The following is a 15,299-nucleotide window of genomic DNA, read 5'->3' on the forward strand; positions in this document are numbered from 1 at the left end:
CTAGCCTCGGCGCGAGGGCGTTGTCCCCAGCCTGATGCCAGGCTGGGGCGCCGGAGCCTAAGGCGGGCTGCCACCGGCGCTGGCAATGCGCTTTATCCCTGTCGTTGAGTGGGCCAGAGCAGCGCTGGAGCGGATAAACCTTCGTGTCGCCTATTTGCATGGTAGCGAGGGGCGACAGATCCCGTTGGGCTGCACCAAGTGCTTATCTTTCCGCTAGGCGGACGAGCAGAGAGAAAGCGCAATCGCCATCAGTGTTGGTTGTTCTCAGTCGACCCGTCCGTGGGACGTTCTCTATCGCTTTCTTGATCTTGCGCTCAGAAACCACTCAGCTATCTACAATTTCTGCTATCAAGGCGGCCCGCTTCAGCTTGCTTAGCTTAGGTGGCGTTGAGCTTCCTGCTTTATCCAGTTTATCAAAGCAGTACAGGTGGATGACTGCGACATCCCTTGGCGATAAAAGAGATTAAGCTCAAGCGTGTGCGGCTGGGTGGCGGCATCGACGCTTAATTCCACCAGTTTGTCTTGTGCGATATAAGGCTGGGCTATGTGCTTGGGTAGGGCGGTCCATCCTGTGGCACCGAGTAGGCTTACGGCGGTGTCGAAATGGCTGACCACACGCAACTGCGATGACACACCCAGCTCGGGGCGGGTGCTGAGTTGGTCCTCCAGGATGTACTGGGGCTCGGTGATCAACTCGCTAAAGCGGACCTGAGAAAACTGGGTATAAGGCGATTTAGGGCTGACATAGGGCACAATGGGCATCGTCCCTAAATGGGTAAAATCGAGTTCCTTTTCCGGTTGCACCTGGGTCATTTTGAGGGCGATCCCCAGGCCCGCTTCTCCATCAATTAGGGCGCGCAGCGTATCGTGTCGGTTGCGGTTTAACCAGCTCAGTTGCAGTTGGGGAAAGTGTTGCAGTGCCTGTTGCTCGACGGCATGGAGCATGTCCCGCGGTACGCTGGTGTCGTGCAAGATGGTCAACGAGACGGGTTCGTCATTAAAGAATGCCTGGCCAAACAGGATCAGTTGCTCGTTTTGTTGGATCAGGATCCGCACCTTAGGGTAGAGCTGTCTGGCGCGGTGGGTTGGGATCGCCTTGCGACCCTCGATCTCAAATAGGGCGTAGCCCAGATTGTCTTCGAAGCTCAGGACGTGCTCTCTGACCGTCGCCCGGTCTCGACTCAGTTTTCTGGCCGCGGCGCTGTATGAGCCTTTTTCATACACGGCCGCGAAGGCGATGAGTTGATCCAAAGTGTGCATGTTTTCTCCATTATAAATGGGACCAAGCGATGTGATGATAGGATCCGTTAGGATCTGCGTGCATCATAATGATCTTTGAGCGGTTTGAAAGTTGCTGCGATTGCAGGTGAATGGCTGACTTGGTTCAAGTGTGCGTTTGCTCTCATGACCGTTCGCCCAGTGATGAATATGGCGGCGTTTACAGTATGAAGTACCTTAATCAAGCTCACGCTTTTCGGCTGCGTGTGAACTTGATCGGCCCCTTGGGCAGGGTTGGTGGGGTTAGACCACCAAACGAGGGATGACGAAGCCTGGCGTATGCTTGATTGGCACAGCGATCGGTTGCAGGCCTTGTCATATCGACTTGTCGATGTGATGGGGAACCCCCACCGACGAGGGTGGGGGGGGGGAGGTGAGCTGGCGTGTTTAGTCTTGATGTTTGCCGCGATAACCGACTTTAGGACCAATATGGCGGCCCCAGCCAAAGCGGGTTTTTTCATTGCCTTGGCGCCAGGCGTCGAGTTCTTGCCTCATCCGCTCTGCGACTTCTGGGTATTGGCGGCTGAGATCGGTGGTTTCGCTCGGATCATCGCTGATCCGATACAGTGCTTGGATCCGATCGCGCCGAGTGTCACCACGAAACTCTTTGCGGTGGCTGTCGACGAATTTCCACTCACTGTTACGAATGGCCGAGTTGGTGATGTTATCCCAGTACAGATAGCGTTCGGGCAGGTGGTCTGCCTGTCCGCCGGCATACGGCAGCAGATCCACCCCTTCCAATTGCCATTCCGGCTTGATCTCGCCAATGGCGGCCTGCAGCAAGGTGGCGGTGATATCGATGCCGTTGGCGGGGGCATCCAGGGTGACGCCCTCCATCACAACTCCCGGCCACATCATGAGATAAGGGACACGAATGCCCCCTTCCAGCGTGGTGCCCTTGATGCCCTTGAGTGGTTTATTGCTCGAGTGGGGATAGCCCTCACCGCCATTGTCACTGGTCAGGAAGATGAGGGTATTGTCCAGCAGCTCCTCCGCTTCCAGCTTGTCCAGCAGCAGGCCAATGTTTTTGTCCATGTTGTGGACCATGGCGACGCTGGTGCGACGGGCTTCATTTTCAATGTGCGCAAAGCGGGCTAAGTCTTCTGCGGTGGCTTGCATCGGTCCGTGTGGCGCGTTGTAGGCTAGGAACAGAAAGAAGGGATCCGCTTTGTGGCGCTCGACGAAGGCAAGGGATTCCTGCCCGAAGGCATCGGTCATGTATTCAGGAAAGTTGGCGACGCGCTGGCCATCTTCGCGATAGATCCCCTGCCAGGAATTCTTCTGCTGTTGGTTGCTCGCGCCGACGAAGTAGTTCGCTGCCCCGTTGTTGAAGCCGTAAAACTCTTGAAAGCCCCGGTTGTAGGGCCAGTAGGCCGGATCGTCGCCGTCGTGCCATTTGCCGATCAGCCCGGTCATGTAGCCAGCGTCACTCAGGTAGTCGCCAATGGTGTTTAACTCGAGCGGCAGACCAAGGGTGATCCCGTGCTCACGGACGCGAGGGCCAGTATTGTCGTGGTAGCCGAATCGCTGCTGATAACGGCCGGTGACAAAGCCCGCGCGGGAGGGACCGCAGACCATGTTCATGGCATAGCCTGAGGTGAATGAGGCTCCTTGTTTGGCGATGCGATCGATGTTGGGAGTCTCGAAGTCACCTTCCCCTTCGGGGTTGTAGCTGACGTCGCCGTAGCCGAGATCGTCGGCCATGATCACAATAATATTGGGCCGCTCGGTGGCGAATGCCGGGGCGATCCCTAGGCTGAGCATGGCCATCGAGGTGCCGAGTAGACGGGGGGCTCTCATCGTTAAAACTGCCTCTTGTTGTTGTGTGTGAGTCCGCGCTTGAGCGGCTCACTGTGCATGTGGGAGTAGAGAGCCTGTGCGGTTCCCACCGGTGCGTCAATCTCTGGCCATCTTGTCTGGCGGAGAATTTTGCCATTTTGTGCGCTAAACCGGATCCGACCGCGGACGAATGATCCTCGGGCGGGTGACTGCCGGTTTCGCTTGGTAAACCGCTTGTTTCTCGGTATCGAGTTCAAGATACTGGTGGGAGTTTTGGGCGCATGGAGGCTGCTGTGAGGGCATTTAACTTTAAGACCGTGGATGAGCACGGCGTAGCTGAGTATCACAAACCGACCATCTTAATGACCTTCATTGTGGCGGTTGCACTGATCGTCTGGAGCATGGGTTTGTTGCTGTTTCATTTTGAGAGCGGCGTTGAAACAGCCAATATCCTCAGTCGGCAGGACGCGTGGTGGACCATCTGGATGAGCGCATCGACGATCGGCTTTGGTGACTTCTATCCGGTGACTCTGGGAGGGCGCATCGTGGTGGGCTCCATGTTTGTGGTGGGGGCCATCAATATCGGTTTTGTGGTGGGCTTTGTGAGTGACTACCTGCGGGACTTGTTCGATAAGTCGATCCAAAATCGGGAGCTGAAAAGCCAGCTGAGTGTGGTATTGCAGAAGCTGGATCGGCTGGAGGATCAACTCAATATTGATCAGCGCGTGGCCTTTGGCAGTGACGCACATGGGATCGATCACGTGATCTCGCAACACGGCAACGAACAGCGCAATCGCTTGCTCACCTTGGGCCGGGATGATTCAGGTCACTATGTGGTGACCGATAATCGTCAGACCGAAAGTGGCAACACGTTAAATTGGAAGACCTTTACCCGCAAAGAGGATGCGTTGGCCTATTTTCAGCACCAGAGTAAGAGCTCGGCGTGTCAGCTGGTGCTGCGCTGATCCGCTCGGGCTGGCGGCGACAGACCTGATGATCCTGCCAGTCGCCGTTGTTGCAAAGACCGACTAGGGTGTTGAAAGCGCGCCCTTTCGGGGCGCGCGTGGGACACACGGAGCGGTCTTATGCGCAATTGGGAAGCGGCGATCCCCTGGTACATGACCATCATATCAACCGTCACCTTGATGGCTTTGGCGGTGTTTCTGACGCTGAATATTGAGTGGTTTAAGACGCAGGCACCGCAGTCGCCGGACTGGCAAAGCGATCAATTTCAGATCCACATTCACCATCTCCACCTCGCCATGATCAAACGCTCGGTCGGGCTTTTCGCCGGATTTGCCGCGATGTTTATCGGTATGGCCGTGTGCTTCTACAGCTTAAAAAACCAAACCCAGATCGATCTGGGTCAGGCTGGCCTCTCCGTGGCCTTGGCAACCGGCTCTCCAGGGATCATCGCCATGTTGCTCGGCGGGTACCTGATCAGCGCCACGATCCAGAGTAAGGATCACTTTGCCGACTACCCCGCAAAGATCCTAACCTCCGGTGCCGTTGATGAGCCCCCGTTTCCGGCTGAGAAGGGCTGATCGCATGCAACGCAAGCTCCTGTCCCTGATGTTGTGTGGCTATGGCGTGGTGGCCTTAGCGGAGCCGCCCGCGCCGCCAAGCCCAGACGAACTGCAAACCACCTGCCGAACCATCAGCTATGAAGCGTATCGCAACAAAGCGCAGTCAGACCGCTTGTTGATGAGCGCCGCCTACCGCTTATTATGCGAGTCGCTGACGGATCCGTTCCTGCAACCCTATACCCAGTACTTTGTTCAACTGCGACAAAGCCGTTTGACCAATGGCGCCGCGTGCATCGGACCGGATCGCTACCTGAATTCCGGTAGCCGGGGCGGTTGGGATCACATGGAGTTAGAGCGCTTTCGCTATTTCAATGAGCAAACTCAAGGAGGCTGGGAGCGGGACGAGGTGGAGCGCTTCATCCAAGTCCGGACCAACCTGCTGCAACTGCCCGCCGCTGAACTCGATGGTTTGATCCTGCGCCAGCGCTTGGGGCCGGACACTGAAGGGAGCTTGGCGCCCGTACCGATCCGCACGCCATTGGCACAACCGAGATTCGACTTGCTGCCGCAGCCGCGTGAGTTGACGCCTCAGAGCGGTCATTAAGGCACTTTGGCGTTCATAGATAACCTTAAGGATAAGACCTGTATTTTGACGCCCGATCACCGTTAACCCCACCGGTGAGCTGAGCCGCATACAGCGATCGGACCGCATGGTTGATGGGCGAGTTGTCGCGTTTGGCCTATTTCAAATCCGAAGGCAGCGTGGAGCTGGCTTCGTTGGCGCAGAAGCTGGCGCAGGAGCATGAGCCGCACTCTGTAGAATCCGCGCTTACGGCGTTGATGTCAGAGCGAAAGATGAGTAGTGAGCAGGCGCGCGAGCAGATGGCACACTATCTATCCATCGGCGAGTTTCGTCTCCATGCCGTGTTCAATCATGAGGGCAGCCAAGCGTTGATGTGCAACAGCGACGCGTTGCAAATGAATGTGTTGGCGTTTCGTGGCACCGAGATGGAGATGGATGACATCAAGGCCGATCTGGACGCAGGTATGATCCAGGTTGGGGGCTATGGGATCCATCGCGGGTTTTATCACGCGTTTGAGGCACTGCGCCAGCCTATCGAGACCCAACTGTTGTCGATGCGCCAGAACGGCTACCCGCTTTACATCACCGGCCACTCACTCGGCGGTGCCTTGGCCTTGCTGGCAACCAAGTTCTTAGCCTGCGATAGCATTGAGGCTTGCTACACCTTTGGTGGCCCACGGGTTGCTTCGCTCGGCTTTGGTGAAACGGTTCGCACCCCGATCTATCGCGTGGTCAATGCGGCAGTTCTGGCTTCGCGGCTACCGCCGGCCTACCTGCAAGATGGGCTTAATGCGCTGTTTAAGCTGGTTAGGATCCCCTACCTGAGCAAAATGTTGGTCGATCTTCTGGAGAGCATGGTGGGCTTTCGCCATTGTGGCGATATGCGCTACCTCACCGCTTGTCAAAGCGACTTCGCCGATCTGCACGTGTAGCAGGATCCCAGCATGGTCAAGCCGGATCTGTGTCTGATGACACGACTCTCAGCGACACGAGGGCGGGCCGGTGCGGTGGGTCATGCCATTCAGGGGTATTGCGACAAGTTGAGTGCTTACGCCCAGCGGCGCAACCCGGTGCAGCTTATGGCCGACAACATTGCGGCTATGCCGGCACAGGGCAGTGAGAAAGCGGGTTAGCGCGGCGGCAGTTTGGCTCAGCCCGAAGGCTTTGCTTTGTCGGTGATGCTCTTATCCCCCTGGGCGTGCCGCTCAGCGCAGAACAACAAGGGCACCCTTTACCTTCTCGATGAGGCGAATGACTGGACCACGTTCGGGACAGCGGCACAGAACGGCGTCGTTCGCTTGGCTGATACGGCGGACAATAGAAATTGTGATAATATTTGCCTTTTGTGGGTAAATTACTGTTTATATTATTGTTTTATCTCGGGCGGTGTCAGGGGGTAACTATATTAATGTGAGATTTTGTGCGGATGCCAGCCACCTCACGCTGTCGGCGCATGGGACGACGTAAGGTGGCGCTTGCCGGTGCAGTGTTGCAGGTTTGAATTGTCCAAACCTGCCCGAAAGCATTGTGCAATCCCCAAACACAACAGTGAGAACTCTATGACAGCAACCGTGTCCGCCGCCGACAGTCGTCCCAGTGAGAGTGTGACGGAAAAAGTCAGTTGGCTTAGCTTTATCATCCTTGTCGCCGCTCAATTGGTGACCATTATCGACCAAGCCACCCTGCAAGTGTCTACCGATGCCATGATCGCCCAACTCGGTGCCGATCTCCCCAAGGTGCAATTTGCTAACGCAACCTATGCCATGATCGCCGCTGGCGGTATGTTGATCGGGGGCTTTAGCGGATTGCTGATCGGCTGGCACCGGCAGTTACAGATAGGACTTGTTACGCTGCTGTCGGCCTTCGTGTTGATGGCATTGGCGCCAAATATGACCGTGCTGATCGGGGTACGGGTCTTGGTCGCACTGGGCGCCTGTTTGTTGATCCCGTCGGTCTTAGCGCATGTCGCAGGCTTATATCATGGTGCACAGCGCGCGACGGCATTTGCCATGCTCGGCGCAGCACTGGGACTGACTGGCGTGTTGATCCCCGTTGCTGCAGGCATGCTGATTGATATCTTCGGTTTCTCGGCAACCTACATGGTCGTGGCTGGCTACACTGCCTTGGTACTCGTCGCGTCGTTTAAGATCGCCGAGATGCCTAAGTCTGAGGCAGCCGCCAAATTTGATAGCATCGGTGCCCTGTTAGGCTGTGGCGGTATGGTGTTGCTGATCGTTGGTTTGCTGCAGGCCGCCAATTGGGGGGTCTTCAAGCCACTGACAGACTTTGCCATCTTTGGCCTATCGCCCAGCTTAGTCCTAGTATGCAGCGGCATATTGTTGTTGGCAGCCTTGCTGCGTTGGGAGCCCCGCTTCGAAGCAAAATATGGCTCTGCCTTGCTGCCGAAGGCATTTACCAGCAATCCTCAGGTGATGAAAGGCTTCTATGTACTCGCTCTTTCTGCCGGTGCGTTGTCTGGTGTGATGTTTGTGTTCATCGCCTATGCGCAGTTAGTCGCTGGCTTCTCCGCCATGACCACGGGCCTGAGCATTATGATCATGGCCGTCACCATGGTGATCGCGTCTGTCCTCACCCCGGCCAAGTTGGGGCCGATGTCCATCCGTAAGGTGATCGGAGCTTGCTATCTGTTGTTGGCCATGGCCGCCATTGCGTTGTATTTCGGCATGCAGGTTGATGGTTATAACAGCCTGGCGTTTATCGCTTTGGTGTTGATCGGCGCCTCTTGTGGCCCAATGGTGGCGTTGGCCCCGGTGATCGTCACCTCGGCGTTGGCGGCGCGCGATGCGCAGCAATCCGGTGGATTGCAAGCGACGATGAAGAATATCGGTGTCGGGATCTTCCTCGCGGTGTTGGGTACCATCATGAATCTGTCTATTACAGGTGAAATGCAGCAACGGACCGAAGGTCATCCGCAGTTGAGTGTTTCGGTGGAACAAGCGTTGCAAACCACAGCCAGCATGCCATTTGCCAGCGACGAACAACTGGTCGATCAGTGGCAAGCTGTGGTGCAGACTGAGGACGAGATGCAGGTATTGGTTGCGCTGAACGCAGAAGCTCGACTGCGATCAGGACGAAATACCATCATGGGCTTCTTTATCTTGGTCTTGCTGGGCTTCCCAATGTTGCGGATGCTGCCGGATCGTTCGTTGAATCCACCAGAGAAAGCCTGATCGCAGCGCGATCTCGTTAGATAGATGCACTGAAGCCCGTAAAGGACGATCCTTTACGGGCTTTTTCTGCTCTGACGGCAGCTTGCTGGTGATCTTATGGTTGAGATCTCTGTGTTGGCTCGTCGGTGAATGGTTGGGCCACTCAACATCGCGCTCTTTGTCTACTCACGACCGGCTTGCGCATCAGAGTCAGCCGTTAGGAACGTCCGTGCTTAGACATCATCCATCATGCATACGTGACCACCTCGCCGAGGGTTGGTCGGTTGAACCGGCCGTCGACGAACTGTTTTACGACCTCGGTCACTTGTTTGGCAACGGGACGGATAGATCCGTGCGGCTATTCACATCAGTATCGCCAGCGAGACTGGCAGATGAGGATCTTGGCGCGGGGCGGATACGACGGTCTTTCGCATTGCTGATCTCAGGGAAAAAAAAGCCGACGCCCTGGGCGTCGGCAAAGTGTTGCGAGAGAGGAAGGGAGGGAACGTTAAGCGGTCTGCGCGAACTCTGGCAGCAGAGTCGGTGCAGGGTTGAGGTGGTGATGCCAAGCATTGGCGTACATCTGCAAAGATTGATTTTGCAGTCGAGTGATGCGATTGAGTTCGAACTCAGACAGATCGCCTTGGCGCTGCAGCTGTTGGATCTGTTGGTAGATCTCATGCTCCGGGCCATTTTTGACGTCACTAATGGCTGACAGATGCATTTGTACTTCGGCCAAATGACCGCTGACCGGCAAGCGCACAACCAGGTTTAAGTCGCGATAGCCGTTTGCTTTGGGTTGTTTAAAGCGATTTTTGAGAGACACGATCTCCACATGGTGTGTTAATTCTTGGTATGCCGCTATCAGGCTGGAGACATCATCCGCGACCAAAGAGGTACGGGCCAGATCGGTCAGGCGGTTGACCTCACCATTGAGATCGCCATTCAGTTTGTCGAGGGCGCGCGATTTGGATTTAACCGATGGGATCAGTGCGGTGATCTCGTGCTGATCGGCAATGTGTTGCACCACGCCAGCGAGTTGCTGTTGTGCTAAATGGGCTTCGGCGTGCAGTGCGGAAAATTCGGTCGTCGGCTGGCGTGCGCTCATCGCTACAGGTTCAATGTTGTACAGCGCGCGCAGACTGGCACGAAAGGCTTCGGCCTGATCTTCATCCAGCTCGCTTCGAGCCTGAGTGCGTGCGAGTCGCAGTGTGCCGCTGGAAACACCGGCAGTGTGTGCCAAGGTATGGCTACTGCTGACGGCTTGAGTCGGGGCCGCAAAGGCGGAGCCGCCGCTGATCAGCAATGCCATAATGGCGGTATGGAGCAGTTTAAACATCGAAATTCCTGCATGTGGGCGCCAGATAGAGGTCACTCCTTGCGGAGCACCCGCTGGCTGAAACTCCAATCTACTTGTTGGCGTATCCTTTGGCAGCAAGAATCGCGCGCAGTAACAGGTAGGGTACAGCTTTGTTAATGTGACCTGGCTTTCGCTTTTTCAAGTCTATGAGAGCTGTTTGGTATATTGTTCTGTCTGAGTGTGATCTCGGATGGCGGTGTGGCAATCAATTACCAAGACTTAGATGTCTTGTGGGTCTCGTCAGCAGCGGATGACGCAAATCATAAAAAAATGCCAGTCAGAAACTGACTGGCATTTTTGCTGTGCATCGGTTTGTCAAAAGCTGAGGGTTACCAGATGCGAACGCGATCCTCTGCCGGGATATAGAGCTTATCCCCAGGCTGTACATTAAACGCTTCGTACCAGGCGTCGTGATTTCGCGGCGCGAGGGTGCGATAGCGTCCGGGAGCATGGGTGCCGGCCCGCAGTTGGTTCAACATGCTTTGCTCGGTACGCTTCTCTTTCCAGATCTGCGCCCAGGCTAGGAAGAAGCGCTGATCACCGGTGACACCGTCAATGACGGGGGCTTCTTCGCCATTGAGACTCAATTGATAGGCATGATAGGCCATGGCCAGGCCGCCTACATCACCGATGTTCTCGCCCAGGCTGTTGCGACCATTGACGAAGTTATTGGGGATGGGCTCGTACTTACTGTATTGCGCGGCCAGCTCATCGGCTTTGGCGTCAAACGCCTGCCGATCGGCATCGGTCCACCAGTTTCGTTGGATCCCGTTGGCGTCGGACTTGGAGCCTTGGTCATCAAAGCCATGGCCCATTTCGTGGCCGATCACGGCACCGATACCCCCGTAGTTCACCGCGGGATCGGCATTCGGATCGAAAAACGGCGGTTGCAGTATCGCCGCCGGGAACACGATCTCGTTAAAGGAGCTGTTGTAGTAGGCATTGACCCGCTGTGGCGTCATGCCCCAGCGGTTTCGGTCGGTCTTATCCAGCTCTTTGGCGACGCTGTCGGCATTGAAGAAACGGCGCAGGGCCTGCACATTACCGATCAGATCCTCCTGCGACAGCGCTAAGCCTTCAAACTCCTGCCACACGTCCGGATAACCGATCTTCGGGTTGAACGCCGCTAACTTGGCTCTGGCATTTTCCTTCGTCTCTTCACTCATCCAATCAAGCGTATCGATACGCTGACCCATGGCGGCGCGTAAGTTCTCAACCAGCTCCGACATCTGCTGTTTGGAAGATTCTGGGAAATGCTGTGCTACGTAGACTTTACCGATGGCAAAGCCCAAGGATTGCGTACCGGACATCTGCTCGACGGCGCGTTTCCAGCGGGGGCGAGGCTCCGCTTGACCATTGAGTGTGGTCCCGTAAAAGCCGAAGTTGGCGGCTTCGATCTCGGCCGATAACAGACCCGCATTATTGGTGATGGTATGGAATGTTAGGTAGTCCTGCCACACGGCCAGCGGCTCTTGGTTGATCAATTCGATCATCGCTTTGACAGGCTCTGGGTGGGCGATGTTCAGCTGTGGCACCTGATAACCGGAAGGCGCAAAAAAGCGGTCCCAGTCAAAGCCCGGATACTGTGCGGCCAGATCGGCCCGCTTGATCTGATTCAGGGTCAGATCCCGGTTACGACGCTTCTCCCGTGGCCATTGCTGCTCGGCCATCTTGGTTTCCAGTGCTAGGATCGCCTCGGCGCGTTGCTCGGCATCACTGACGCCGGCAAATTGGAGCATTTCCGCAATGTGGGCCAAGTAGGCATTACGGATAGAAACGAAGCGCTCGGCGTCTTCTAAGTAGTAGGCGCGATCCGGCAGGCCCAGGCCGGTTGCGCCGATGGACATCTCATACTGGTTGGGATCGAGGCGATTAAACCACATGCTGCCAGCGATGGGTGTGTCGGCGCCGGTCAACCAGGCCTGACCAAAGACGGTGGTCAGATCGGCGGTAGATTGAATGTCGCGGATCTGGGTTAGTGTGTCTTGGATCGGGCTGATCCCAAGCTGATTGATGGTCTCGGTATCCATATAGGCGCGATAGAAATCCGCGATCAGCTGCTCCTGTTCGCTCAATTTGTCGCGGCTAAGAATATCGTCGATGATCGCCTTAACCTGCTTTTCGCTGCGCTCCGCCAGAGCAGTAAAGGCGCCGTAGCGGGTCTTGTCCGCGGGCATAACAAAGCTGTCGTACCAACTGCCGCTGGCGTAGGCGAAGAAGTCATCCCCCGGTTTTACCGACTCGTCTCGTGCGCTTAAATCCACCCCAAAGCTGCCCAGCTCCGGTTGGCCGCCGACCGCTTGGACTAATTTCGTTTCAGCGCCGGTGGGAGAGGTGGTTGAAGTACCACAGCCGGTGAGGTAAGCCGTCGCTAAGGCCAATGCCAATGCCGTTCTCTTCATTGTTACTTTTCTTCCTTGTTTAATGTTCTTGGTACTACAGAGCACTCCATCTTCAATCGTTGTGGTGAAATGTCAATGTCTGGTGGCAGAACAGGAAAACAAGGGGATATGGATTGGTTGCGCCAGCTATTTCTAGGCGGTCAACATTATGTTTATTTTGATTAATTCAATAAATAGTCGCTCAGTTGGTTGTCGGGCCGTCAGTCGCCTACGGCACTTGGACTTGGTTGGCATTGGGGCGTTTAGTGAGGTGTTAGGAGCAAGCCTGTAGCTGGAGGCAATAGTCGCAGTTCGCTCAATTTTTTACTTAGACGGCTATATCCGGTGCTCTTCGCGGCCTGTTGAGGGGGCACAATGCGGGTGCATGGTATTTACCGGTGCTGGTCGAGCTAGCATGGGGGACGACGAGAGCCGATGAAGAGCAACAAGCTCGGTGAAGGTGGCCATGATGGGCAGGCAGGGAGCTAAGCGCTGTTGAGCAAGCGCCGTGCGCTGTTGATACCTGCGGCTCTCATATGCTGTGTATTGGCAGCAAAAGTGCGCAGAGACGCCTCCCGGCCCGCGGCGCTGCGGAATTGGCGCTCAAACTCCGTGGTTAGGGTCAACCAGTTCTCCGCCGTGATGTTCAGGCGCTCTAAAATGGGCGGTAGGGACTCAGCGATGTGGCCGCGTTTATCCTGGCGGAGAGTGCGACCTGTTTGCTCAACCAACTCTAAATAATCCTCAATGGCATAAGCCAAACCTTTGGCCATATCGTCGTTTTCTGGCGCAGTAAACGCCGCCAACTCTTCGGGTTGCTTCCCTTGCAGCGCTGCCTTGATGCGTCGTTGAATGCTGGTGTGTTGTGACTGCTCAGGCGTCTGCGCCATTTGGGCACGAATGGGGTTTAAATCGACATAGGCCATACAAGCCAGCACCGCAGCCTCATCGAGTAGCGCCTGAGACTTGAAGCGGCCTTCCCAGAATCGGCCGGTGCAACGATCTTCTCGATTGGCTTGCCGGGCGATGTATTCGTTTAAGTCGCGCATAAACCAGCTCAGATCGTAAAGGCGCTGGCGATACTGCTCGGCAGATCTCAGCACCACCTCGACTTGGCCATCGCTCAACTCTTTGCGCTGCTGCGTATCTAGGTACTGTTGGGTCAGCAACGTGCCTTTGTGCAAACGATGCCAGCGCTGTAAGACCTCTTCCACCGACCAGGCTAAAGCCTGCTCACGGTCGATCCTAACCACCACGTGCGTGTGGTTGGACATTACCGCAAAGGCACAGATCTCCATTGCAAATATCTGCCCAAGAAGCAGCAGGCGTTCTTCAACCCAGTCCCGGCGGTGCTCATAGCTTTTGCCGGTCAGTGGGTCATCGCCGCACAGGTAGCTTCTGCGCACACATCGTGTCACGCAGTGGTAGTAGGGCGTATCTTGCAAACTGACTTGAGTTTGGCGGGCGGTGGCCATGGTAGGTTCTCTGAGTGGGGTTCAGAGGTAGTGTAGTTAAGGGATGCAGATACCGCTCAAAACTTGGGTGTCTTGTTAGTTGTCTTGTTAGTTGATACCGCTCAAAACATGGGTGTCTTGTTAGTTTCCTGCTGTTAGGCAGATGTCAGTTATGCAAGGTTGGAACAAACCAAATTACTCCGATTCTCCAAAGCCAATGAAAAAAGGACTCGATTGGTTTTATATTGATTTAAGAAAAGGTGATATCTAAATGCATCAAAAGAGAAACTTGGCTTTGTAGATGAGATAGTGTCGATGACATTAGTTGTTGATGAGGTTGAAACGCAATTAACTTTTGTCGTATTATACCAGTCACTTGACATTGGATTTGAAACTCTGATAAGGCATCTCCATATCAAGGAATGCAGTAAACCAAGGATATGTGGTTGAGTATTTAAATAATTAACTGCTATGAAGGTAACTATGAACCATGATGTTATAACAGAACAGATTAAGCAATGGTTGATGAGGCCAGTTCCATCGGGTGGGTATAACAATGTAGCGGAGTTTGACTGTTCATTGGCGTCTGATCTTGGGTTGAAAAGATCGGAGAATCAAGACAGAGTCGCTCTACTCAAGGCTAAAGTCAGCGCGAGTAAATACTTTGTTGTTGGTGTGCTGTGCGATGGAATGGGTGGAATGACAAATGGTGCTGACTGTGCCTCTACGGCTATGTCGGTATTTTTGTCGAGTTGCATTAAGCATAGAGGCCAGCATGCTAAAGAAAGGCTTTTGATTTCAGCTGAAAGTGCAAACAAAGAAGTCCACAAGTTATATGGTGGTAATGGAGGCTGTACACTTTCAGCCTTTGTGATAGATAGTGAGCTTAATTTTTTTGCTGTAAATGTAGGTGATAGTCGTATTTATGTTGAGAGGAGTGGAGCGCTTAATCAGATAACTACTGACGATACAATAGCGGGGCAATTAAATAGAGATGATAATGAGCTTGGTGGCAAGCTTTTGCAGTATGTTGGAATGGGTGAGGATATGGAACCTCATGTATTTGAAACTGAGTCATTTTTGGGTGCCAATAAGTTACTCATTTCCAGTGATGGTGCTCACTATATACACCAAGAGACACTTGAACAAATTATTGTGCATAAAGCTGATTCAGATACGCTTGCTAGAAGGTTAATTAGTCTATCTAAATGGTGTGGTGGTCATGATAATACAAGTGTAATGGTAATATCTGATCTTTCGAAGATTGCTGGGGCAAGTGTTAATTTGCCAAGCGGAGCGATAGAGGTATCTGATCATATTAGTGACATGCGTGTGCTGGGCATACCAATGGTCAAACACAATGTTTTTAATAAAAATGATAATGCTAACAAGGACCTTGACAAGTTAGGTGACTCTGCAGACGAAAACGATGAAGTAGCTGACGAAAAAACTGAAATTACTGAAGAAGAATGTAAGAGTGAAAAGTCAGCGAAGGGTAGGACTTCCTCTAGAAAAAATAAGAAAGAAAAACCTGCCGAAAAGCCACAGTTAAGGATGGACTCAGGGCGGGAGCATACTTTGATCACAATTCACCCAAAGAACACTTTCGCCCTGTAATCGTCATCCCAGCCTGCCCGTTTAAGCGAGGGTGTTCATAACTCTGTGTCAGTAATCTAATTCACAAGTCGATGTATTCGTCCAATCGACCCTCAAAGTGGATCGACAACTGAGACAGCGTCAAATTCCAATTCTGGATGGGGTGCGACCA

General features: G+C 54.2%; 12 protein-coding genes. 7 read left to right on the plus strand and 5 right to left on the minus strand.

Annotation, left to right across the window (positions count from 1 at the left end; translation table 11 throughout):
- Positions 1 to 372 precede the first annotated feature (372 nt).
- Both ABEA08_RS20055 and ABEA08_RS20060 read right to left on the minus strand, forming a co-directional pair.
- On the minus strand, positions 373 to 1,260 hold the full coding sequence (locus ABEA08_RS20055) for a LysR family transcriptional regulator (RefSeq protein ID WP_345337202.1): 888 nt from the start codon (positions 1,258 to 1,260) through the stop codon (positions 373 to 375).
- A gap of 405 nt (positions 1,261 to 1,665) precedes the next feature.
- The gene (locus ABEA08_RS20060; protein WP_345337203.1) at positions 1,666 to 3,078 is read right to left on the minus strand and encodes a sulfatase-like hydrolase/transferase; all 1,413 of its coding nucleotides are present in this window, start codon (positions 3,076 to 3,078) and stop codon (positions 1,666 to 1,668) included.
- Between the two features lie 272 nt (positions 3,079 to 3,350).
- On the opposite strand from ABEA08_RS20060, the gene ABEA08_RS20065 reads away from it, so the two are divergent.
- The 6 genes from ABEA08_RS20065 (at position 3,351) to ABEA08_RS20090 (ending at position 8,357) form a co-directional block, all read left to right on the plus strand.
- Positions 3,351 to 4,022 (plus strand): potassium channel family protein, encoded by a 672-nt coding sequence (locus ABEA08_RS20065; RefSeq protein ID WP_345337205.1) that lies wholly within the window; start codon positions 3,351 to 3,353, stop codon positions 4,020 to 4,022.
- 120 nt (positions 4,023 to 4,142) lie between these two features.
- A complete protein-coding gene (locus ABEA08_RS20070) occupies positions 4,143 to 4,601 on the plus strand; it encodes a hypothetical protein (protein ID WP_345337206.1) in 459 nt (152 codons plus the stop codon).
- A gap of 4 nt (positions 4,602 to 4,605) precedes the next feature.
- Positions 4,606 to 5,187, plus strand: coding sequence for a hypothetical protein (locus ABEA08_RS20075; protein WP_345337207.1), 582 nt, complete (start codon positions 4,606 to 4,608; stop codon positions 5,185 to 5,187).
- 113 nt (positions 5,188 to 5,300) lie between these two features.
- Complete coding sequence (locus ABEA08_RS20080; protein WP_345337208.1) at positions 5,301 to 6,098, plus strand: lipase family protein; 798 nt, start codon at positions 5,301 to 5,303, stop codon at positions 6,096 to 6,098.
- Between the two features lie 12 nt (positions 6,099 to 6,110).
- The gene (locus tag ABEA08_RS20085) at positions 6,111 to 6,299 is read left to right on the plus strand and encodes a hypothetical protein (RefSeq protein ID WP_345337209.1); all 189 of its coding nucleotides are present in this window, start codon (positions 6,111 to 6,113) and stop codon (positions 6,297 to 6,299) included.
- 426 nt (positions 6,300 to 6,725) lie between these two features.
- Entirely contained in the window at positions 6,726 to 8,357 is a 1,632-nt protein-coding gene (locus ABEA08_RS20090; protein WP_345337210.1) for an MFS transporter, read from the plus strand.
- A 487-nt stretch (positions 8,358 to 8,844) separates the two neighbouring features.
- On the opposite strand, the gene ABEA08_RS20095 is transcribed toward ABEA08_RS20090, so the two are convergent.
- The 3 genes from ABEA08_RS20095 to ABEA08_RS20105 all read right to left on the minus strand — a co-directional run bounded on the left by ABEA08_RS20095 (position 8,845) and on the right by ABEA08_RS20105 (position 13,552).
- Entirely contained in the window at positions 8,845 to 9,675 is an 831-nt protein-coding gene (locus ABEA08_RS20095; RefSeq protein WP_345337211.1) for a RelA/SpoT domain-containing protein, read from the minus strand.
- A gap of 350 nt (positions 9,676 to 10,025) precedes the next feature.
- Positions 10,026 to 12,098 (minus strand): M13 family metallopeptidase, encoded by a 2,073-nt coding sequence (locus ABEA08_RS20100; RefSeq protein WP_345337212.1) that lies wholly within the window; start codon positions 12,096 to 12,098, stop codon positions 10,026 to 10,028.
- A 464-nt stretch (positions 12,099 to 12,562) separates the two neighbouring features.
- Complete coding sequence (locus ABEA08_RS20105) at positions 12,563 to 13,552, minus strand: transposase (protein ID WP_345337213.1); 990 nt, start codon at positions 13,550 to 13,552, stop codon at positions 12,563 to 12,565.
- 462 nt (positions 13,553 to 14,014) lie between these two features.
- Between ABEA08_RS20105 and ABEA08_RS20110 the strand changes: the two genes are divergently transcribed.
- Positions 14,015 to 15,148, plus strand: coding sequence for a PP2C family protein-serine/threonine phosphatase (locus ABEA08_RS20110; RefSeq protein WP_345337214.1), 1,134 nt, complete (start codon positions 14,015 to 14,017; stop codon positions 15,146 to 15,148).
- The last annotated feature ends 151 nt before the right edge of the window (positions 15,149 to 15,299 follow it).

This window comes from Ferrimonas pelagia (assembly GCF_039543565.1).
GTDB lineage: Bacteria > Pseudomonadota > Gammaproteobacteria > Enterobacterales > Shewanellaceae > Ferrimonas > Ferrimonas pelagia.

Coding starts and splice junctions, on each gene's coding strand:
- ABEA08_RS20055 (WP_345337202.1), bottom strand. CDS start 1,260: ATGCACACTTTGGATCAACTCATCGCCTTCGCGGCCGTGTATGAAAAA.
- ABEA08_RS20060 (WP_345337203.1), bottom strand. CDS start 3,078: ATGAGAGCCCCCCGTCTACTCGGCACCTCGATGGCCATGCTCAGCCTA.
- ABEA08_RS20070 (WP_345337206.1), top strand. CDS start 4,143: ATGCGCAATTGGGAAGCGGCGATCCCCTGGTACATGACCATCATATCA.
- ABEA08_RS20075 (WP_345337207.1), top strand. CDS start 4,606: ATGCAACGCAAGCTCCTGTCCCTGATGTTGTGTGGCTATGGCGTGGTG.
- ABEA08_RS20080 (WP_345337208.1), top strand. CDS start 5,301: ATGGGCGAGTTGTCGCGTTTGGCCTATTTCAAATCCGAAGGCAGCGTG.
- ABEA08_RS20085 (WP_345337209.1), top strand. CDS start 6,111: ATGGTCAAGCCGGATCTGTGTCTGATGACACGACTCTCAGCGACACGA.
- ABEA08_RS20090 (WP_345337210.1), top strand. CDS start 6,726: ATGACAGCAACCGTGTCCGCCGCCGACAGTCGTCCCAGTGAGAGTGTG.
- ABEA08_RS20095 (WP_345337211.1), bottom strand. CDS start 9,675: ATGTTTAAACTGCTCCATACCGCCATTATGGCATTGCTGATCAGCGGC.
- ABEA08_RS20100 (WP_345337212.1), bottom strand. CDS start 12,098: ATGAAGAGAACGGCATTGGCATTGGCCTTAGCGACGGCTTACCTCACC.
- ABEA08_RS20105 (WP_345337213.1), bottom strand. CDS start 13,552: ATGGCCACCGCCCGCCAAACTCAAGTCAGTTTGCAAGATACGCCCTAC.
- ABEA08_RS20110 (WP_345337214.1), top strand. CDS start 14,015: ATGAACCATGATGTTATAACAGAACAGATTAAGCAATGGTTGATGAGG.